General features: G+C 53.7%; 14 protein-coding genes. 9 read left to right on the forward strand and 5 right to left on the reverse strand.

What is annotated here, in order from left to right; genetic code table 11:
• Positions 1-150: 150 nt before the first annotated feature.
• Together ONV78_RS22370 and ONV78_RS22375 are read right to left on the reverse strand one after the other, a co-directional pair.
• Entirely contained in the window at positions 151-522 is a 372-nt protein-coding gene (locus ONV78_RS22370; protein WP_279506537.1) for a hypothetical protein, read from the reverse strand.
• A 22-nt stretch (positions 523-544) separates the two neighbouring features.
• Positions 545-1,426, reverse strand: coding sequence for a hypothetical protein (locus tag ONV78_RS22375; RefSeq protein WP_279506540.1), 882 nt, complete (start codon positions 1,424-1,426; stop codon positions 545-547).
• Positions 1,427-1,775: 349 nt separating this feature from the next.
• Here ONV78_RS22375 and ONV78_RS22380 point away from each other — a divergent pair, with 349 nt between their 5' ends.
• The 3 genes from ONV78_RS22380 to ONV78_RS22390 all read left to right on the forward strand — a co-directional run bounded on the left by ONV78_RS22380 (position 1,776) and on the right by ONV78_RS22390 (position 3,892).
• Complete coding sequence (locus tag ONV78_RS22380; RefSeq protein WP_279506541.1) at positions 1,776-2,327, forward strand: hypothetical protein; 552 nt, start codon at positions 1,776-1,778, stop codon at positions 2,325-2,327.
• Between the two features lie 11 nt (positions 2,328-2,338).
• Positions 2,339-2,962, forward strand: a complete 624-nt coding sequence (locus ONV78_RS22385) for a hypothetical protein (RefSeq protein WP_279506543.1) — start codon at positions 2,339-2,341, stop codon at positions 2,960-2,962.
• A gap of 99 nt (positions 2,963-3,061) precedes the next feature.
• Positions 3,062-3,892: a methyltransferase domain-containing protein gene (locus ONV78_RS22390; protein ID WP_279506545.1), complete on the forward strand. Its 831-nt coding sequence runs from the start codon at positions 3,062-3,064 to the stop codon at positions 3,890-3,892.
• A 77-nt stretch (positions 3,893-3,969) separates the two neighbouring features.
• Here the strand turns inward: ONV78_RS22390 and ONV78_RS22395 are convergent, their stop codons facing one another.
• Both ONV78_RS22395 and ONV78_RS22400 read right to left on the reverse strand, forming a co-directional pair.
• Complete coding sequence (locus ONV78_RS22395; protein ID WP_279506547.1) at positions 3,970-4,491, reverse strand: ricin-type beta-trefoil lectin domain protein; 522 nt, start codon at positions 4,489-4,491, stop codon at positions 3,970-3,972.
• Between the two features lie 23 nt (positions 4,492-4,514).
• On the reverse strand, positions 4,515-5,381 hold the full coding sequence (locus ONV78_RS22400) for a cytolethal distending toxin subunit B family protein (RefSeq protein ID WP_279506549.1): 867 nt from the start codon (positions 5,379-5,381) through the stop codon (positions 4,515-4,517).
• A 338-nt stretch (positions 5,382-5,719) separates the two neighbouring features.
• On the opposite strand from ONV78_RS22400, the gene ONV78_RS22405 reads away from it, so the two are divergent.
• Positions 5,720-6,511: a DUF4272 domain-containing protein gene (locus ONV78_RS22405; RefSeq protein ID WP_279506550.1), complete on the forward strand. Its 792-nt coding sequence runs from the start codon at positions 5,720-5,722 to the stop codon at positions 6,509-6,511.
• Between the two features lie 9 nt (positions 6,512-6,520).
• Here the strand turns inward: ONV78_RS22405 and ONV78_RS22410 are convergent, their stop codons facing one another.
• The gene (locus ONV78_RS22410) at positions 6,521-6,808 is read right to left on the reverse strand and encodes an HlyU family transcriptional regulator (protein ID WP_216736220.1); all 288 of its coding nucleotides are present in this window, start codon (positions 6,806-6,808) and stop codon (positions 6,521-6,523) included.
• 456 nt (positions 6,809-7,264) lie between these two features.
• Between ONV78_RS22410 and ONV78_RS22415 the strand changes: the two genes are divergently transcribed.
• The 5 genes from ONV78_RS22415 to fusA all read left to right on the forward strand — a co-directional run bounded on the left by ONV78_RS22415 (position 7,265) and on the right by fusA (position 15,570).
• Positions 7,265-7,480 carry a hypothetical protein gene (locus ONV78_RS22415; protein ID WP_216736221.1) on the forward strand — a complete coding sequence of 72 codons (216 nt, stop codon included), beginning with the start codon at positions 7,265-7,267 and terminating at the stop codon, positions 7,478-7,480.
• A gap of 316 nt (positions 7,481-7,796) precedes the next feature.
• A complete protein-coding gene (locus ONV78_RS22420) occupies positions 7,797-8,390 on the forward strand; it encodes a DUF2760 domain-containing protein (RefSeq protein ID WP_279506552.1) in 594 nt (197 codons plus the stop codon).
• Entirely contained in the window at positions 8,387-10,243 is a 1,857-nt protein-coding gene (locus ONV78_RS22425) for an Hsp70 family protein (protein WP_279506554.1), read from the forward strand. The genes ONV78_RS22420 and ONV78_RS22425 overlap by 4 nt, the downstream gene beginning before the upstream one ends.
• A gap of 2 nt (positions 10,244-10,245) precedes the next feature.
• Positions 10,246-13,041 carry a hsp70 family protein gene (locus tag ONV78_RS22430; protein WP_279506556.1) on the forward strand — a complete coding sequence of 932 codons (2,796 nt, stop codon included), beginning with the start codon at positions 10,246-10,248 and terminating at the stop codon, positions 13,039-13,041.
• A gap of 474 nt (positions 13,042-13,515) precedes the next feature.
• A complete protein-coding gene (gene fusA, locus ONV78_RS22435) occupies positions 13,516-15,570 on the forward strand; it encodes an elongation factor G (RefSeq protein WP_279506557.1) in 2,055 nt (684 codons plus the stop codon).
• The last annotated feature ends 1 nt before the right edge of the window (position 15,571 follow it).

Below are 15,571 nucleotides of genomic sequence, written 5' to 3' on the forward strand. Positions count from 1 at the left end.
TCTGGGAGGCCCTTCGACAGGCTCAGGGCGAACGGGGTGAGGGGGCGTATTTAGTTTAGCCCGATTAACAGCATGCGGTTGTCTATGACTTTCTCTAATACTTTGCCCATCGTTGTCTGTGTATCCCCAAGAAAAGTTTTCCAGCAAAGGCTAATGGCTGAGGTCAGGGGTGACCGCCGTCTCGGCGCGCTCAAGAATTTGTATGGTGCAATCCGGGTTTAAGTTGACCTTGTAGGTGATTTTCTCAATGCGTTCTTCGCGGGCGATTGATACGACGTAGCTCCATGTGGACGTCGCTTTTATATTAGTGATCTCTCCATCGCTCACACCGGCGTAGCGCTTTTTAAGGTCTTCCAGGATGAGCGTGTAGGCGCCGAGCGACTTGTACATGGCGCTGCAGTTCTGTGTCGTGGTGGAAGCTGTGTCGTCTTGCGCTGACGCTTGTGGACTCAAAAGGGCGACAGATGTCGCCGCCAGAATTATCGTCGCAGCCGCCCCTTTTCTGAGTCCGTGTGTGATCATTTCTGCTTCGCCAACAGTTGTTTCAGGGCCAAAGCTTTTCGTCGCAATAGCGCTGCGTCGTCCACAGCTCATCGCTCCAAAATTCCTCGACTTTGCGTCTGTCGTTAATCGCCCAGTGGTAATGTCGGGTGGGATAAACGCTGTCGTCATAGCCAATGCGAACACAGCGACCGGTAATATTCGCACTCCCCGCGGCGTCATAGAAATATTCAGCGTTATCAGCCGTCGCAGGAAGGATGTCGCTTTGCGTCAATGCATTGAACTCGTTGATGAATCGATTGCAGGCGTCTTCAATTTCTTGGTCGACTTTCCAGATGTATTGGTATTGAACCGGAGAAACGCCGGGCGCGCATCCTGCCGCAACCGCCCCATACAAGACGCAGCTTTCACGTAATGCGGCAATCAGTAAGGGCTCCTTGGATAAAGAGGCGATGCCGACCAATGAATAATCGTCTTTCTCCTGGGCGATGTTCGCCGCCAATTCCGTCAATGTCGCCAAAGCCCACTCATCAGGGGGCAGCGCATTTAGTGCGTAGTAGAGGGGATCATGTCGTGAAGGCAAGAGCCCGCTATGGTTGGCTCCAGCGCCATAAATCGCCGCGTTGCAGACTTCCAGCAACTGACGAAATTCAGGCATCTCTTTCATCTTGTCTGCGGAATGCGCTTCTTGTTGTTGTAAAGAGCGCATGAACTGAAAGTACTCTGTTAGTGCTTCTGTCTCTGCATAGTAACCCTCTACCGGCCCACTACATGGCTCTACATCCAATACCTTCGCCACCGCTTTGGCCGCTGGCAGGAGCGTATTCACTTCAAAAGACTGCATGCGCCGACGATACAACTCGTCCAGGGCCAGAATCAGGGTGCGGTTGTCTACGATGCATTCGATAGTGCGTATTTCGGACATAAATACCTTAGCTTGGCGGATGAATATGCTTTGACTTTAAAGAGTAGGTTAAGTTAGCGTCAAATAACTACTGTGAGTTTGCCAGAGTACGTGCGGGGATAGAACTTTTAATTGACAAGGAGATCAAACGAGCGTCAAGAATTTTATTATCTTAATAGGTGGGCCAGGTAAGTTTGTTGGCTGTGATAAAGCGCATGACCAAAGTTGGACAAACTATTTCGTTCCTGTTCAATTAGCGGCAGTTCGCAATCTGTATAAGAAACAAGCCGGAGAGATTGTACATTGGCTGGTTTACGAACCATCGTACAAAAACAGGTGGGACGATGACAGCGAAATTTCTAAAGTGGAAATGGCCCAGAGCGATGGATATTGGTTGCACTCTATTAGAAAAGCTGCGACGGAGAAAGTAAAAGACAAGGGTGCGCACAACTACATTCATAGAATGCAGCAGGTTGCAGCGAAGCATAGTATTAAATATAAGGGGATATCGAAGCCTCAAGACTTTTGGGACTACTTGCAAACGCTTCTAGACGATAGTATTAGTCGCGTCTGGTATAGCGGACACGCCTCTGGTGCAGGCCTATTTTTGAGCTTGGATCATAACAAAGCACGTGAACCTGTTTCTCATACCTCCGATATTGTTGAAGTGGACTCTATTAACTTAAATAAATCTCTCATTAATAAGTTCTCCAACTCGTCAAAAACACCATCTAAGTTTTATGGTTGCTATACAAGCAGCTTTGCAAAGAGATGGAGTGATATATTTAAAGTTAAGGCAGAGGGAGCCGTGCGCAAGGTTGATTTTGGGGTGCTAGACAGACCCTCTACAATCAGCAATGTTATGGAAAGAATAGAAAAAACGCCAACAACACTTGGATCACCTGGATGGGCTACCTATTAGTGGACTGAGCTATGAAGCAAAAAATGGTCAGATTGAGAAAAAATTTATGCAGGTGCATGGTCATTTTTTCCATGTCTTTGTTTCCAATCGCTTGCGCTTCTGATCGGGATGTAGAAGTCGACTCTCAATCAGTTGAATCAGAGTTTCTCACATTATGGCTGGCGCATAATGGGCTGGAGTTTCCCGCCTCGGAATCTGGGTTGCAAGACTGCAAATCGGCTAATTATCAACCTTGTCTTGACGTTGTAAAAAGAGTCCAGGCGGCGAAGAAACAATTGTTGGCTGTTTCAAGTCAGCAGGGGTTGTCTGCGACATTGGCGGCCATCCAGAAATACTGCCTTCCCAACGCGGAAAGTGAAGCAATGGCGGTATGTGAAGGGGCGATCTCCGGATTGTATTTTTATGCGTCGACGAATGAAGACCAGGAAATTATCGACACTGTAAAAGCTACCGATAAACGTCTGACTCAAAAACTATTCGCCCGCCATTACGAGTGGTTATATAACCGTAAACTGCTTGGCGAATGGCAAGTGCTGGTTGATCAAACAACGTTGCCTGAAGCCAAAAAAGATCTCATAAAGGAAAGGCTGTCGAGCAAAGAGGTGGAGAAGTTCGGACTAATGCTCGTGGACTGATAAGAGTGAATAAGTGCAGCGGCTATTGAGGCTTCAGCGCAGAAGGGCGATATTAAAACAGATAACGCGCAAGCATGATTATGACAAGAAGGACTTTATATGCCCCATCAAGTCAATGAAGCGATAGAGAGCCACTATACCCGCCCGGACGTGGGTAGCCTTATATTGGCGGCTTTGGCGCGCGCGGGGAAAGATTTGGATCAGCTCACCCCGGAAGACTTGACGCCGATTGATGCGTTCCATATTCGCGGTCGGGCGGCGACGCTTGAGCTGGCCCATGTGGTGGCGTTGGATGCGAAGAAGCGGGTGCTTGATGTCGGTAGCGGTATTGGCGGGACCTCGCGTTGTCTCGCACAGAAGTTTGGCTGTCGCGTTACTGGAGTAGATCTGACGGAGGAATACTGGCGCGCCGCGGCTATGTTGTCCGCTAAAGTCGGCCTGCAGGCTCTGACTGAGTATCGCCAGGGAGACGCCGTTAATCTGCCGTTTGAGGATGAGACGTTTGATGTTGTTTGGAGTGAGCATGTCGCCATGAATATTCCAGACAAAACCCAGCTTTACAGTGAGATGTACCGTGTGTTGAAACCGGGGGGCGTAGTGGCGATTTATGACATTCTGGCTGGTCCCTCCGGACCGGTGTTGTTTCCTGTCCCCTGGGCGCGCACGCCGGCAACGAGCTTTCTTGTTGAGCCCGTTGAGCTACGCCAATTGTTGGAAGAGGCAGGCTTTGTTATTTCGGATTGGACGGATTCAACCGAGGCGGCGCGAACATGGTTTACCTCATTGGTTGAAAAGATCCAGAAAAACGGTCTTCCGCCGTTGGGGTTCCATGTATTGATGGGGAGCGACTTCCAGGTTATGGCGCAAAATCAAGGGCGTAACCTGCAAGAGGGGCGCATAACGCTCGCGCAAGTAGTCGCAAGGAAATAGAGGCTTTTGACTGTTGAGTCGGCGCATCCCTGCGCCTGGCTGTTAACGGGTCAATCCAGTGACTTCGTCAATAATGTTTACTGCGTCGGCAGCGATTTCGCCGCGCCCCGAGGAACCGTAATCACCCATAACTCGCTGGCGTCGATGGAGCCTGTGGAACAGCTCTTATGGTAGACGCTTGAGTTGGAACTGCCTGAGTCCACATAGAGACAGTTGGAATTGCTGCGGTTCTGCAATTGCACAGCGCCAGTGGAAGTATAAATCGGCGTGAAACGTTGATGATCGGAGTTGTCGCAAGCCTGCGTATAAACACCAGAATAATCACTGTCTACATGCAGACATACATCTGTGTAATAAGCATTTCTAAAACGCAGTGAACCGTCCGCAAGATATTCCGTCCGCCAGTTGATGCGTTCGAAATCGCTCCCCGTATATTCATAAGCAGGGTAAGTAAATACATAGCCTGCGCCATTATGATAGTTAACTAATAATTGTCCGGTATAAACATTCTCTAAGGCCGCATTGACATAATCTTCGGCATGAGTGGTTTGCGCTATCGCTGCGCTGATGATAAGTGCAGGTAGAATTCGAGATAACATATTTAATAGTCCTGATTATTTAATTAATAACGTTGAAATCTGACAGGGGTATGGTCTGAAGAAAGTTGTCCGACCAGAGAGGCGATACCTAGCAATGCGCGCATTAAATTGGCGCTGCCTGCGATGGAGCCGGTGACGGCGTAATCGAGGTTGCCCCCGCTGCGCTGGGTGGCGGAGCCTTGATTGACCAGATTGATATTGGCGTGAACCACCGGGTGGTTGGTCGCCAGTTGCGTATTCAGTGCCTGAGGACTGCGGTTCCAGTCGCCCATGATCATGAAGGGAGCGTTGTTGTTCGCTGTAGCGAAGTAGTTATGCACCGCGTTCACGATCAGCGCGGCGTCTGTTCCCCCGTTGGCGGAAGCGTGAATGGAGAAGTAAGTGTCTCCAGCGGCGCCTACTTCAACGCCCAGAATGGGGCGGGCGCTGGCGTAATTGGCGGGAGGAGGAAGGATAATCACCCGGTTGGCGCGCTCTTCCGTGACGATAGCGACATTAACCCGGTTGGCGCCAGTGTCGTTGCGCGAAAAATAGATCCAACGGTAATCAGGGCGAGAGCGCGTGCCAATATTCCAACGGTATTCTTCAACCGGAACCTGAACCGCATGGGGATTATCCAGTCGCGGAGGGGTAAGTTGCGGCATTAGCTCAGCTGAACTGGGAACCGAACCGGCTTCCTGAATCGCCAACACTTGCGCGCGATCAGAGCCGCTCAACAACTGGCGGATGCTTACATTCCATTTACTTTCCGATGCATGGCTGGAGCCTTGTAAGTTCCAGGTAACGGCGACTCGATCGAATAGTGCGGCATGAGAAAGTGGAACAACCAGTAACGTTAATGTCCAAAAGGACAGTTGTTTAAATATCCATCGATAAACCTGAATAGGCATTAAAACATCCTCTATTGTGATATATCTTCTCGTTTTGAATACGAATGCCATCGCATTCGAATTAATTAAACAACGTCTTTTGACTTTGGTTCCCTGTTTTTTATTAAAAGATCCTCATATAAAGGATATTTGACCTGATTTAAATGAATGGCTGGCTAAGTGTTTTTATAAGGCCACGTATAAACGTGATGGAGTGATAGAAAAAGATCGCTTTTCTGTTTCCGGCGACAGACCGTAAAGATTGTCTGAAAGACTATGAGTTGTCATTTATATTGCGATTAAAAGTAATAGGTTGTAACTTGTTGTGCGCTTTAACATGTATCTAAGGATTGTTTGCATTGAAACTGAAACTATTTGGCGTGTGTCTGGCGACATTCATTTCTAATTTCATACTGACAGGAGCAACAGCTGTGGCGGAAGAACGGGGTGTTCAGGTAGCTGAGGAGGCGCTGCAAGGCGTGGTGAGAACTAATCTGGATTCGCCGCAGCCGACCTCGGCGCAGCTGGAGAGAAAACGCAAATATACGGCTGAGGTGAAAGCCCTGGGCGGCCCAGTGAATCAGAATCTGCCGGTAGTGGAAGATGCGGCTGCAATTGAACCAAGAGAGAAGGCCGACGTTGCGCGCAGAGCGATTGCCGTGGCCATTGCGGCGGTCAAGGCGGAAGGCATGCCCCATGAACAGGTGCGCGGGATTATCGACAATTGGGGCGCGGAATCCTATTTCTCTCCGGAAGAGTTGGCGTTTGTGAATACAGCGACACCATCGGAAAAAGACCGGAGCAAATTCAGCTGGCGCTATGAAGGGCTGGACGTATTGTTATGGGCGTTGGGTTATAAAGAGGCTTTGCCGCCGCCCGACCAGATATGCGATGTTGAGTCAGACGTTGGCGTCATTGTCAGTCATCCAGGAGACGCTCTGGCGACACAAGCGCAGCTTCGCTCTATGGATGAGATACTTGATATGGCGGACTTTTATTATCGTCTGCATTGGGCGGCGATTGAGCTTCGAATGAAAGGCGCAAGCAATGCCGCCATTAATGAAGAAATCATTATGGAGCGGCATTATGCGCTTAATTGGCTGATTCGTTATATGAATCAGGACTGGGACGCTATTACCACTGACACCTGAGCGGTCAGATCATTGTGGTTGAAACAGGTCGTCGCCCAGTTGGTCGATGGCGGTTTTTACCTTCATCAAGGTAATTTCATTGCATTGTTCTTTGCTGGGGATCTGGTCGGCGCGGATGAACTGGTGTTCGCGAATCTCGCCGTCGATCTCTTTGCGAATAATCGCGCCGACGCCGTAATTTCCGCCCAGATTACGCGGCTTCAGAATTATCTGGAAACCTTTGTGTTCGATAATATCTTCTGGCTCAGGGGCTTTTTCGCCGCCGAACATGGATTTAAAAAATGAGCCCAGGCCCATGCTTTTCTCCTGTTTATAACAAAGTAATGAGGACCTATGAGGTCCCGCTCAGTCGCTTATTGTGGCGTAAGCGCGGGATTTTTCAAATGGATGAGGTTCTTGTCCAACTTCCGGCGCTTAGAAGTATTAAGTCGGAGGATCTATTTGTCCGACAGGACGGGATCAGCGGTTGGCCGAGTGGGAGAGGCCAATCGAGTGGGTAAAATCACAAAAGGATGATGACTTTTTGACCGATTGATACATTTATTAATAATCTTAAAGTAATCAATTAAGATCGCCGTGGTATTATAAACAAATGAATGTTTGTTCTGGACGACAAACAGGGTAATATAAATCGGCCTCAAATTGTCTTGATGCGCCGCCTCCACTATATTGAACGAAACCTGTCCACTGTCGGATTTCGACCTCCCGGACAGTTTTTCAATTAACTCGATAGCTAAAAACGATTACTCATACATGCAGTTAAAGATTTTAAAAGATCTGAAAAAGCTCAGCCCACGGGAAGTCTCGCAACGCTTGTCAGAAGCGCTGCAGGAAATGGACTCTAGCATGAAAGATCGCAAACAGGACGACTTCAAGCGGAAACTGGATCAGTTAATGGAGGAATACCACAAGGATATATCCGACGTGATTGATATTCTGTCTCTTAACGAAATTCATAAATCAGATTAAATAAAGTTCCCGCGCGTAACCGTCTCTTTCACGAGCAGTCTTTATAGTGAGCAGTAGAATGATGGCAGACGCCGAGTCGTCCGCCGTACGGTGTTACTTCGTCTTTAAGTTATTGCTATCATATGCGCCGGCTGAGCCGCCGCACTGCGTCTGCACGCCCGAATTATCCGCCGCCCGGGCCAACAAGTTTATTTGTCTGTTGCTGTCGTATCACAAGCCCGGCGCGTATTTGCGTTTCCTATGATGCGCATATGCATATTAATTGATCAGCAACGGAATCCAGCATCAACATAGCTAAGGATTAAGAGAGAAAATAATGAATCTGAATTTAACCGCAATGCCCACAACAATTGATCTGTTGCATTTGGGATTGGCTGTATTCGCAATTGTATTTCTGGCGGCGTGGCTGAGCGCCAGAAAAAATGCGAAATCACAGAGCGTCGCGACGCAGCCTGCGCCGCAACCGGTTGAAACGCCCGCCGAACCGGCGCCGGAAGTCAAACCGGAACCTGTTAACCCCTTTAAAGATTCAACGCCGGATTCAGCCCTGCAGTTATTGGCCCTGTTACAACAGAACGCCCGCTTTATCGACTTCCTGAAAGAAGATCTGGCCGGTTTCAGCGATGCGGATATCGGCGCGGCGGCGCGCGTCGTGCACGAAGGCGGGCAAAAGACCCTGAACGAATACTTCACTCTTGCGCCGCTGCGTCAGGAGGAAGAAGAAACTAACGTCACACTGCCGGAAGGATTCAACGCCTCTGAAGTGCGTTTGACCGGCAATGTCGCAGGCAAGGCGCCATTCACCGGCGTGTTGGTGCATCGCGGCTGGAAGGCGGTGGACGTGAAGCTGCCGAAACTCGCCAAAGAACATGACGCCTCCATTATCGCGCCGGCGGAGGTCGAACTATGAGCGATATGAACGCCGATAGATCGCCCCGTTATAGTGTGGGCATCGACCTGGGCACCACCAACTGCGTGCTGTCCTACATTGAACTGACCGATGAAAGCGGTCAGGCGCTGGACGAAGATCAACTGCGCCAGGACGTAATGCCCGTGCCGCAACTGACCCGTCCGGGCAGTGTGGAGGAAAAGAAGCAACTGCCGTCTTTTTTATATCAGCCCCATGAATCCGAGCTGGGAGAAGGGGAGTTGGCCCTGCCCTGGGTGGTCAGAGCGGATGCCCTGGTGGGCGGCGTCGCCCGTGAATTGGGGTCGAAAACGCCGATGCGTCTGGTGGCGAGCGCCAAAAGCTGGCTGTGTCATGGCGGTGTCGACTGCCGTTCCGATTTTCTTCCCCTGAACAGCCCGGAAGAAGTGGCGCGCATTTCTCCTCTGGCGGCGACCATTCGTTATCTGGAGCACCTGCGCAACGCGTGGAATCATAAGCACCCGGGCTATCCGCTGAATGAACAGGACGTGGTGGTGACGGTGCCTGCGTCGTTCGATCCGGCTGCGCGGGATCTCACCGTGGAAGCGGTGAAAGCGGCTGGTCTTGGCAATCTGACCCTGTTGGAAGAGCCTCAAGCGGCGGTTTATAACTGGATCAAGGCCAGTGGCGGCTCCTGGCGCGACCAGGTGGGCGTTGGCGATATTGTGCTGGTGGTGGACATCGGCGGCGGCACCACGGACTTGTCCTTGATTGCGGTCACTGAGCAGGATGGCGGGCTGGAACTGAATCGCGTCGCGGTGGGCGAACATATTCTGCTGGGCGGCGACAACATGGACCTGGCCTTGGCTTATCGGGTGAAGAACAAGCTGGCGCAGGAAGGCAAAGAACTGCAGCCCTGGCAGATTCAGGCGATCGTACATGGTTGCCGCGACGCCAAAGAAGCACTGCTGTCGGATCAGGACGTGAACGCGGTTCCGATTGTGGTGCCCAGCCGAGGTTCGAAACTGCTGGGCGGCTCCTTACGCACGGAATTGACTCGTGAAGAAGTACAGCAGACCCTGGTGGAAGGCTTTTTCCCGCAAGTCGGCGTTCACGAACATCCGAAACAGCAAATGCGTCGCGCGCTGACCCAAATCAGCCTGCCTTACGCCCAGGACGCGGCGGTCACTCGTCATCTGGCGGCGTTTTTGAGTCGTCAGCACGCCGCCGCCAACGAACTGTTGGCGCAAAACGAAAGCGAATTTATCAAACCCACCGCAGTGTTGTTCAATGGCGGCGTACTTAAAGCGCCGGCTTTGTCCTCGCGTCTGATGAAGATCATCAACCACTGGCTAAGTGACGCTGGCGCGCCTTCCGCAAGATTGCTGCAGGACAGCGATCTCGACTTGGCGGTAGCCTGCGGGGCGGCCTATTACGGCTATGTGCGCCGTGGACGCGGCGTACGCATTCGCGGCGGCATCGCCAGCGCCTATTATGTGGGAATCGAGAGCGCCATGCCGGCGGTGCCGGGTATGGAAGCGCCGATGGAAGCCCTGTGCGTCGCGCCTTTCGGCATGGAAGAAGGCTCAGAAGTGAAAGTGGAAAGCCAGGAACTGGGCTTGATCGTCGGCGAACCCGTGCGCTTCAAATTTTTCGGCTCCACGTTGCGTCGCGATGACGAGCCGGGCATGGTGCTGGACGCCTGGGGCCCGGATGAACTGGAAGAGTTGCCGGAAATCCAGGCCTCGCTACCGGCGGAAGGGCGTCGACCGGGAGAAATCGTGCCGGTACGTCTGTCGGCGCGGGTCACCGAAGTCGGCACTCTGTGTCTGGAAGCCATTCCCAGAAACGGCGATGCAAGATGGCAGGTTGAGTTCGACGTACGCGAGGGCTGAGAGTGAAATATCTGGTAGGGATAGATTTGGGCACCACTCACACGGTGGTGGCCTATACGGACATCTCAACAGGAGCGGAAAACGCCGTTCCCAAGTTGTTTGAAATCGAGCAGTTGGTGGCGCCGGGCGAGCTGGCCAAGAAGCCCATGCTGCCGTCTTTCCGCTACCATCCGGCTCCCGGCGAGATTGCGGAGCATCATCTGCAACTGCCTTGGCGCCCTCAGGCGTTACCCGGTGAGATCGATCAGGTTGTGATCGGCGAATGGGCGCGGGAGTTGGGCTCCAAAGTCGATGGCCGACTGGTGGCCAGCGCCAAGAGCTGGCTATCCCATCCCCAGGTGGAGCGCACGGCGGACATTCTGCCCTGGGCGGCGGCGGAGGACGTGGTCAAAGTGTCTCCACTGCTCGCCAGCGCGAGCTACCTGCATCACGTCAGACAGGCCTGGAACCGGGAGCATCCGCAGGACCTGCTGGAACAGCAGGAAGTGGTCATCACGGTGCCGGCGTCTTTTGATGAAGGCGCCCGATCCCTCACTCTTGAAGCCGCACGTCTGGCGGGCTTGCCGGAAGTTCTGTTGTTAGAGGAGCCGCAGGCGGTCGTATACGACTGGTGCGCGCGTAATAAAGAACAGGCGCAATCACTGTTGCAGGACGCCAGACTCTTGCTGGTGTGCGATGTTGGCGGCGGCACCACAGATTTGAGTCTGATCAGCGTGGCGGCCGGGTCCGGCGATCAAGGCGAGCTGACCCTCAATCGCGTCGGGGTGGGCGACCACCTTATGCTCGGCGGCGACAATATCGATCTGGCGCTGGCCCATATAGCGGAACAGCGCATCGCCAGCGCGCGTAAGCTCAGCGCAGCCGCGCTTTCCCAGCTGATCCAGCAAACCCGAAAAGCCAAAGAGTTACTATTGTCGCCGGAAGCGCCTGATGCCGCTTCCGTGACGGTGCTGGGCGGCGGCGCCAAGTTGATCGGCGGCGCTAAAAGTTGCGAACTGACCCGTGAAGAAGCCCACCAGATCGCCGTGGACGGCTTTTTTCCTCTTTGTGAATTCAGCGAGCGTCCCGCCAGGCGACGCAGCGCGGTGGTGGAGTTTGGTTTGCCCTATGCGCCGGACCCTGCCGTCAGCAAATACATTGCGGAATTTCTGGCCCGTCATGAGCAGGCCTGCCGACGACAGGCGTTGAAGACCAGTGAAACGGCTGCGGCGGCGCCTGACGTGCTGTTGCTGAACGGCGGCGTATTCAACAGTCCGTTACTCAGTGAGCGGGCGCAGGCGCTGTTAAGTCAATGGAATGGCGCCCCGGTTAAGCTGCTGGATAATGCCCATCCCAATCTGGCGGTGGCTTTTGGCGGAGTGGCCTACGGGCTGGCGCGTAAAGGCGCGCAGATCAAAATCGGCGGCGGCTCGGCGCGCTCTTATTTTCTGATTGTGGAGGCGTCCACTGACGCCGCCGCAGACAAGAAGTTTGGCGTTTGCTTATTGCCCAAAGCGACGGAAGAAGGCGAAGAAATTCGTCTGCATGACCGTAAATTCGCGTTGCGTATCGGGCGTCCGGTGCGTTTCCACTTGGCGTCCTCAACGGGCGACAAGACATTCAGCGCGGGCGATCTGCAGGAAATGAACGATGACGACTTCATTTTCCTGCCGCCCATGGTGTCGGCGTTGAGCGCAGATGCGGAGGACAACGGCGCAGAAGTTGAAGTGGAACTGAGCGCAGTGCTGACGGAGGCCGGCGCGTTGCAGGTCGAGTGTGTGGGAATCGCCGGCGGCGACGCCAGCCCACAACGCTGGCGGCTGGATTTCCAATTACGCAAACAGACGCCGGTGGAAGATAGCGGCGCGCAATTGCCTGCTAAATTCACGGAAGCGGCGGGCAAAATCGAAGCGGCCTACAGTTCCAACAAAAAAGGCGGCGACTCCATCAAAACGCTGCGCAATGATCTGGAAAAGCTGCTTGGTAAGCGCGACCAATGGGATATGCCCACGCTGCGCGCCGTTTTCGACAAGTTTCTGGAAGGCGGCAAGAATCGTCGCCGCTCTGCGGCTCATGAGCGTATCTGGCTCAATTTCGCTGGATACTGTTTGCGTCCCGGTTTTGGCGATCCCCTGGATGACTGGCGGGTGCAGCAAGTCTGGAAAATGTATCAGCAAGGCCTGCAATTCGATAAGGAAGGGCAGTTGTGGAGCGAATGGTGGACTTTCTGGCGTCGCGTCGCAGGTGGGCTCAACAGCGAACAGCAGCAGCGCGTGTACAAGGATGCGGCGGTTTACATTAATCCGGCTGCATTGCGTAGCCGCAAGCTGGTGGCTACGCCGGCGTTCAAGTCCTACGAAGACATGGTGCGATTGGCGGCGGCGCTGGAGCGCTTGCCAGTGGAAACCAAGGTCGAAGTCGCCAAGTGGCTGTTACAGCGTCTGCAGAAACCCAGCGAACCTGTTGCAAGCTGGTGGGCGCTTGGACGCATCGCTTCGCGGCAACCTTTCCATGGCAGCGCGCACAATGTGGTTCCTGCAGAGACAGTGTCCGGCTGGCTGCCGCAGTTGCTCAAGCAGGACTGGAAAAAGAATCAGGAAGCGGCCTTTGCTACGGTGATGCTGTCGCGCATGAGCGGCGATCGCGTACGGGATCTGTCCGAAGCGGACCGCAATGCAGTGGCCGCGGCGTTGAAAACCGCCAAGGCTCCGGCGGTCTGGGTCGACATGGTGTCCCAGGTGGTGGAGCTGGATGAGGCGGAAACCAAGCGCGTATTCGGCGAAGCGTTGCCCTCCGGGCTCAAGCTGTTGGCTGAATAGGCGACAGGAATCTGTCAGGGCTGACGTCGCCTGTCTGTAGCGGCCAGTCTGTAGGAAAGTAAAAAAACCGAGGCGCCCACCCTGGCTCATTAACGCCTCGGTCGCTGGGAGGCTCTCCTGCGATCGCAGACGCCAGGAGAAGCCGCCGTAAGCGGAAAGGGGGAGTCAGAAACGGGGTAAGCGCTTCTGAAACCGCTGTCGGACAGGGATAGTATCTCCAGAGCGCCCGGAAACTTCTGTGTAAAACTACGCTTTTATTCCGCTGAATATCCCCATTACGACTTTATCGGTTTTTGCTAACCCCGCAATTTTCCCAAATCCCGGATTTTCTGCTTTAATTCATAGAAATACTCCTTCCAGAATCCATCGCAGTTCGTGTTTTACGACGGGTCCTCCGTGCGGAATACGATCGGGATACTGGCCGAAGCTCCGTTTGACGACGCAAGTCGTCTCCACTCACCAAAAGGAAGAGCTATGGCGCAGTACAGCACAGAAAACATCCGCAATATCGCGCTTTTGGGACACGTCGGCTGCGGCAAGACGACCTTATTGGAAGCGCTTCTGGTTAAATCCGGAGAAATCCCCAGCGCCGGCAGCGTTGAAAAAGGAGCCACTCTCAGCGATTTCGATCCCCAGGAAAAAGAGCTGGGACACTCCCTATACACCTCCGTATGTAGCCTGGATTACGACGCGGCGCATATCAACTTCATCGATACTCCCGGCTATCCCGACTTTCTTGGGCGGACATTGAGCATATTGCCTGCGGTGGACTCCGCCGCGCTGGTCATCAATGCGCAGGCGGGCGTGGAAATGGTGACGGAGCGCCTGATGGCGGCGGTTAAAAAGCGCGAGCTTTGCCGCATGATCATCGTCAACAAGATAGACATGAACGATATTGACTTCGCCCAACTCATGGAGAGCATTTGCGAAGCCTTTGGTCCTGAATGCCTGCCGATCAACCTGCCGGCGGAATCCGGTCATGGAGTGGTGGATTGTTACTTCGCGCCGGACGAGAGCCGCGCCACGGACTTCTCATCCGTAGAGAAAGCGCACAGTGCGCTGGTGGATCAGGTCGTGGAAGTGGATGAGAAGTTGATGGAGGTGTATCTGGAGCAGGGACAGGAACTCAATCCAGAGCAGTTGCACGATCCCTTCGAGCAAGCCTTGCGGGAAGGGCATCTGATTCCCGTTTGTTTTGTGTCGGCGCAAACCGGCGCCGGCGTGGAAGAGCTATTGAAGGTGATTTCCCATTTGATGCCGACGCCTCTGGAAGGCAACCCGCCGCAATTTTTGAAAGGCGAGGGCGCCGAAGCCAAGAAGGTGGCGGTGGAGCCGGACCCGGGCAAGCACGCCATCGCACACGTTTTTAAAGTCGCAGTGGACCCTTACGTTGGCAAGTTGGGCGTGTTTCGGATTCACCAGGGACGCATCTCCCCTAACTCGCAAATGTATGTCGGTGACGCCCGTAAACCTTTCAAAGTCGCCCATCTGCTGAAACTGCAAGGTAAGAAAACTCGGGAGACCGCCTATGGCGTGCCGGGTGATATTTGCGCCGTAGCGAAGGTGGATGATATCGAGTTCGACTCCGTGCTGCATGACTCGACGGACGAAGAGCAATACCACCTCAAGTCCATCGACTTTCCGCCGCCGATCTGCGGTATCGCCATTGAGCCGGTGCGCAGAGGGGATGAGCAGAAACTGTCGGACGCTTTGCAGAAGGTGTGCGCGGAAGATCCCAGTCTCAAGCTGGAGCATCGCGCTTCGTTGAATGAAACGGTGATGTACGGAGTCAGCGACTTGCATCTGCGTATCGTGTTGCAGCGCATGAAACAGCAGTTCAATGTGGAGGTGGTCACCCATCCGCCTTCCATCGCCTATAAAGAAACCATCTCCAAGCCTGCGGAAGGACATTTTCGTCACAAAAAGCAAACTGGCGGAGCAGGGCAGTTTGGCGAAGTCTATCTGCGGGTGGAGCCTCTGGAGCGGGGGCAGGGCTTTGAGTTTGAAAACAAAGTAGTGGGAGGCTCCATCCCTTCCCAGTACATTCCCGGCGTGGAAAAAGGTGTGCGCCAGGTGCTGGAAAGCGGCGCGATCGCCGGCTTTCCGTTGCAGGATCTACGGGTGACGGTGTACGACGGCAAGCATCATTCGGTGGACTCCAAGGAGATCGCCTTCGTCACCGCCGGCAAGAAAGCGTTTCTGGATGCGGTGACCAAAGCGCAGCCTGTGGTGTTGGAGCCCATGGTGAGGCTGAGCGTGACCGCGCCGGCGGCCAGCGTCGGGGATATCACCGGAGACATTTCCGGCTCCCGGGGCATGGTGACGGGCAGCAACGCGCTCAGCCGCAACAGGGCTGCGGTGTCGGCGTTGATTCCACTGGCGGAGCTGGACAACTATCAGTCCAAACTGAAGTCCATGACTGGCGGCGAGGGCGCTTACACACTGGAATTCAGCCATTACGACTATGCGCCGCCGAAACTGCAGCATGAGTTAATGGATCGCTACAAACAAAAACAAAGCGGCGGATGAG

Source organism: Hahella sp. CR1, assembly GCF_029813005.1.
GTDB lineage: Bacteria > Pseudomonadota > Gammaproteobacteria > Pseudomonadales > Oleiphilaceae > Hahella.

Excerpts from the sequence above, each read along its gene's own strand:
- ONV78_RS22390 (WP_279506545.1), top strand. The coding sequence starts at position 3,062 with ATGCCCCATCAAGTCAATGAAGCGATAGAGAGCCACTATACCCGCCCG.
- ONV78_RS22420 (WP_279506552.1), top strand. The coding sequence starts at position 7,797 with ATGAATCTGAATTTAACCGCAATGCCCACAACAATTGATCTGTTGCAT.
- ONV78_RS22425 (WP_279506554.1), top strand. The coding sequence starts at position 8,387 with ATGAGCGATATGAACGCCGATAGATCGCCCCGTTATAGTGTGGGCATC.
- ONV78_RS22375 (WP_279506540.1), bottom strand. The coding sequence starts at position 1,426 with ATGTCCGAAATACGCACTATCGAATGCATCGTAGACAACCGCACCCTG.
- ONV78_RS22370 (WP_279506537.1), bottom strand. The coding sequence starts at position 522 with ATGATCACACACGGACTCAGAAAAGGGGCGGCTGCGACGATAATTCTG.
- ONV78_RS22410 (WP_216736220.1), bottom strand. The coding sequence starts at position 6,808 with ATGGGCCTGGGCTCATTTTTTAAATCCATGTTCGGCGGCGAAAAAGCC.
- ONV78_RS22400 (WP_279506549.1), bottom strand. The coding sequence starts at position 5,381 with ATGCCTATTCAGGTTTATCGATGGATATTTAAACAACTGTCCTTTTGG.
- ONV78_RS22380 (WP_279506541.1), top strand. The coding sequence starts at position 1,776 with ATGGCCCAGAGCGATGGATATTGGTTGCACTCTATTAGAAAAGCTGCG.
- ONV78_RS22415 (WP_216736221.1), top strand. The coding sequence starts at position 7,265 with ATGCAGTTAAAGATTTTAAAAGATCTGAAAAAGCTCAGCCCACGGGAA.
- ONV78_RS22395 (WP_279506547.1), bottom strand. The coding sequence starts at position 4,491 with ATGTTATCTCGAATTCTACCTGCACTTATCATCAGCGCAGCGATAGCG.
- ONV78_RS22385 (WP_279506543.1), top strand. The coding sequence starts at position 2,339 with ATGAAGCAAAAAATGGTCAGATTGAGAAAAAATTTATGCAGGTGCATG.
- fusA (WP_279506557.1), top strand. The coding sequence starts at position 13,516 with ATGGCGCAGTACAGCACAGAAAACATCCGCAATATCGCGCTTTTGGGA.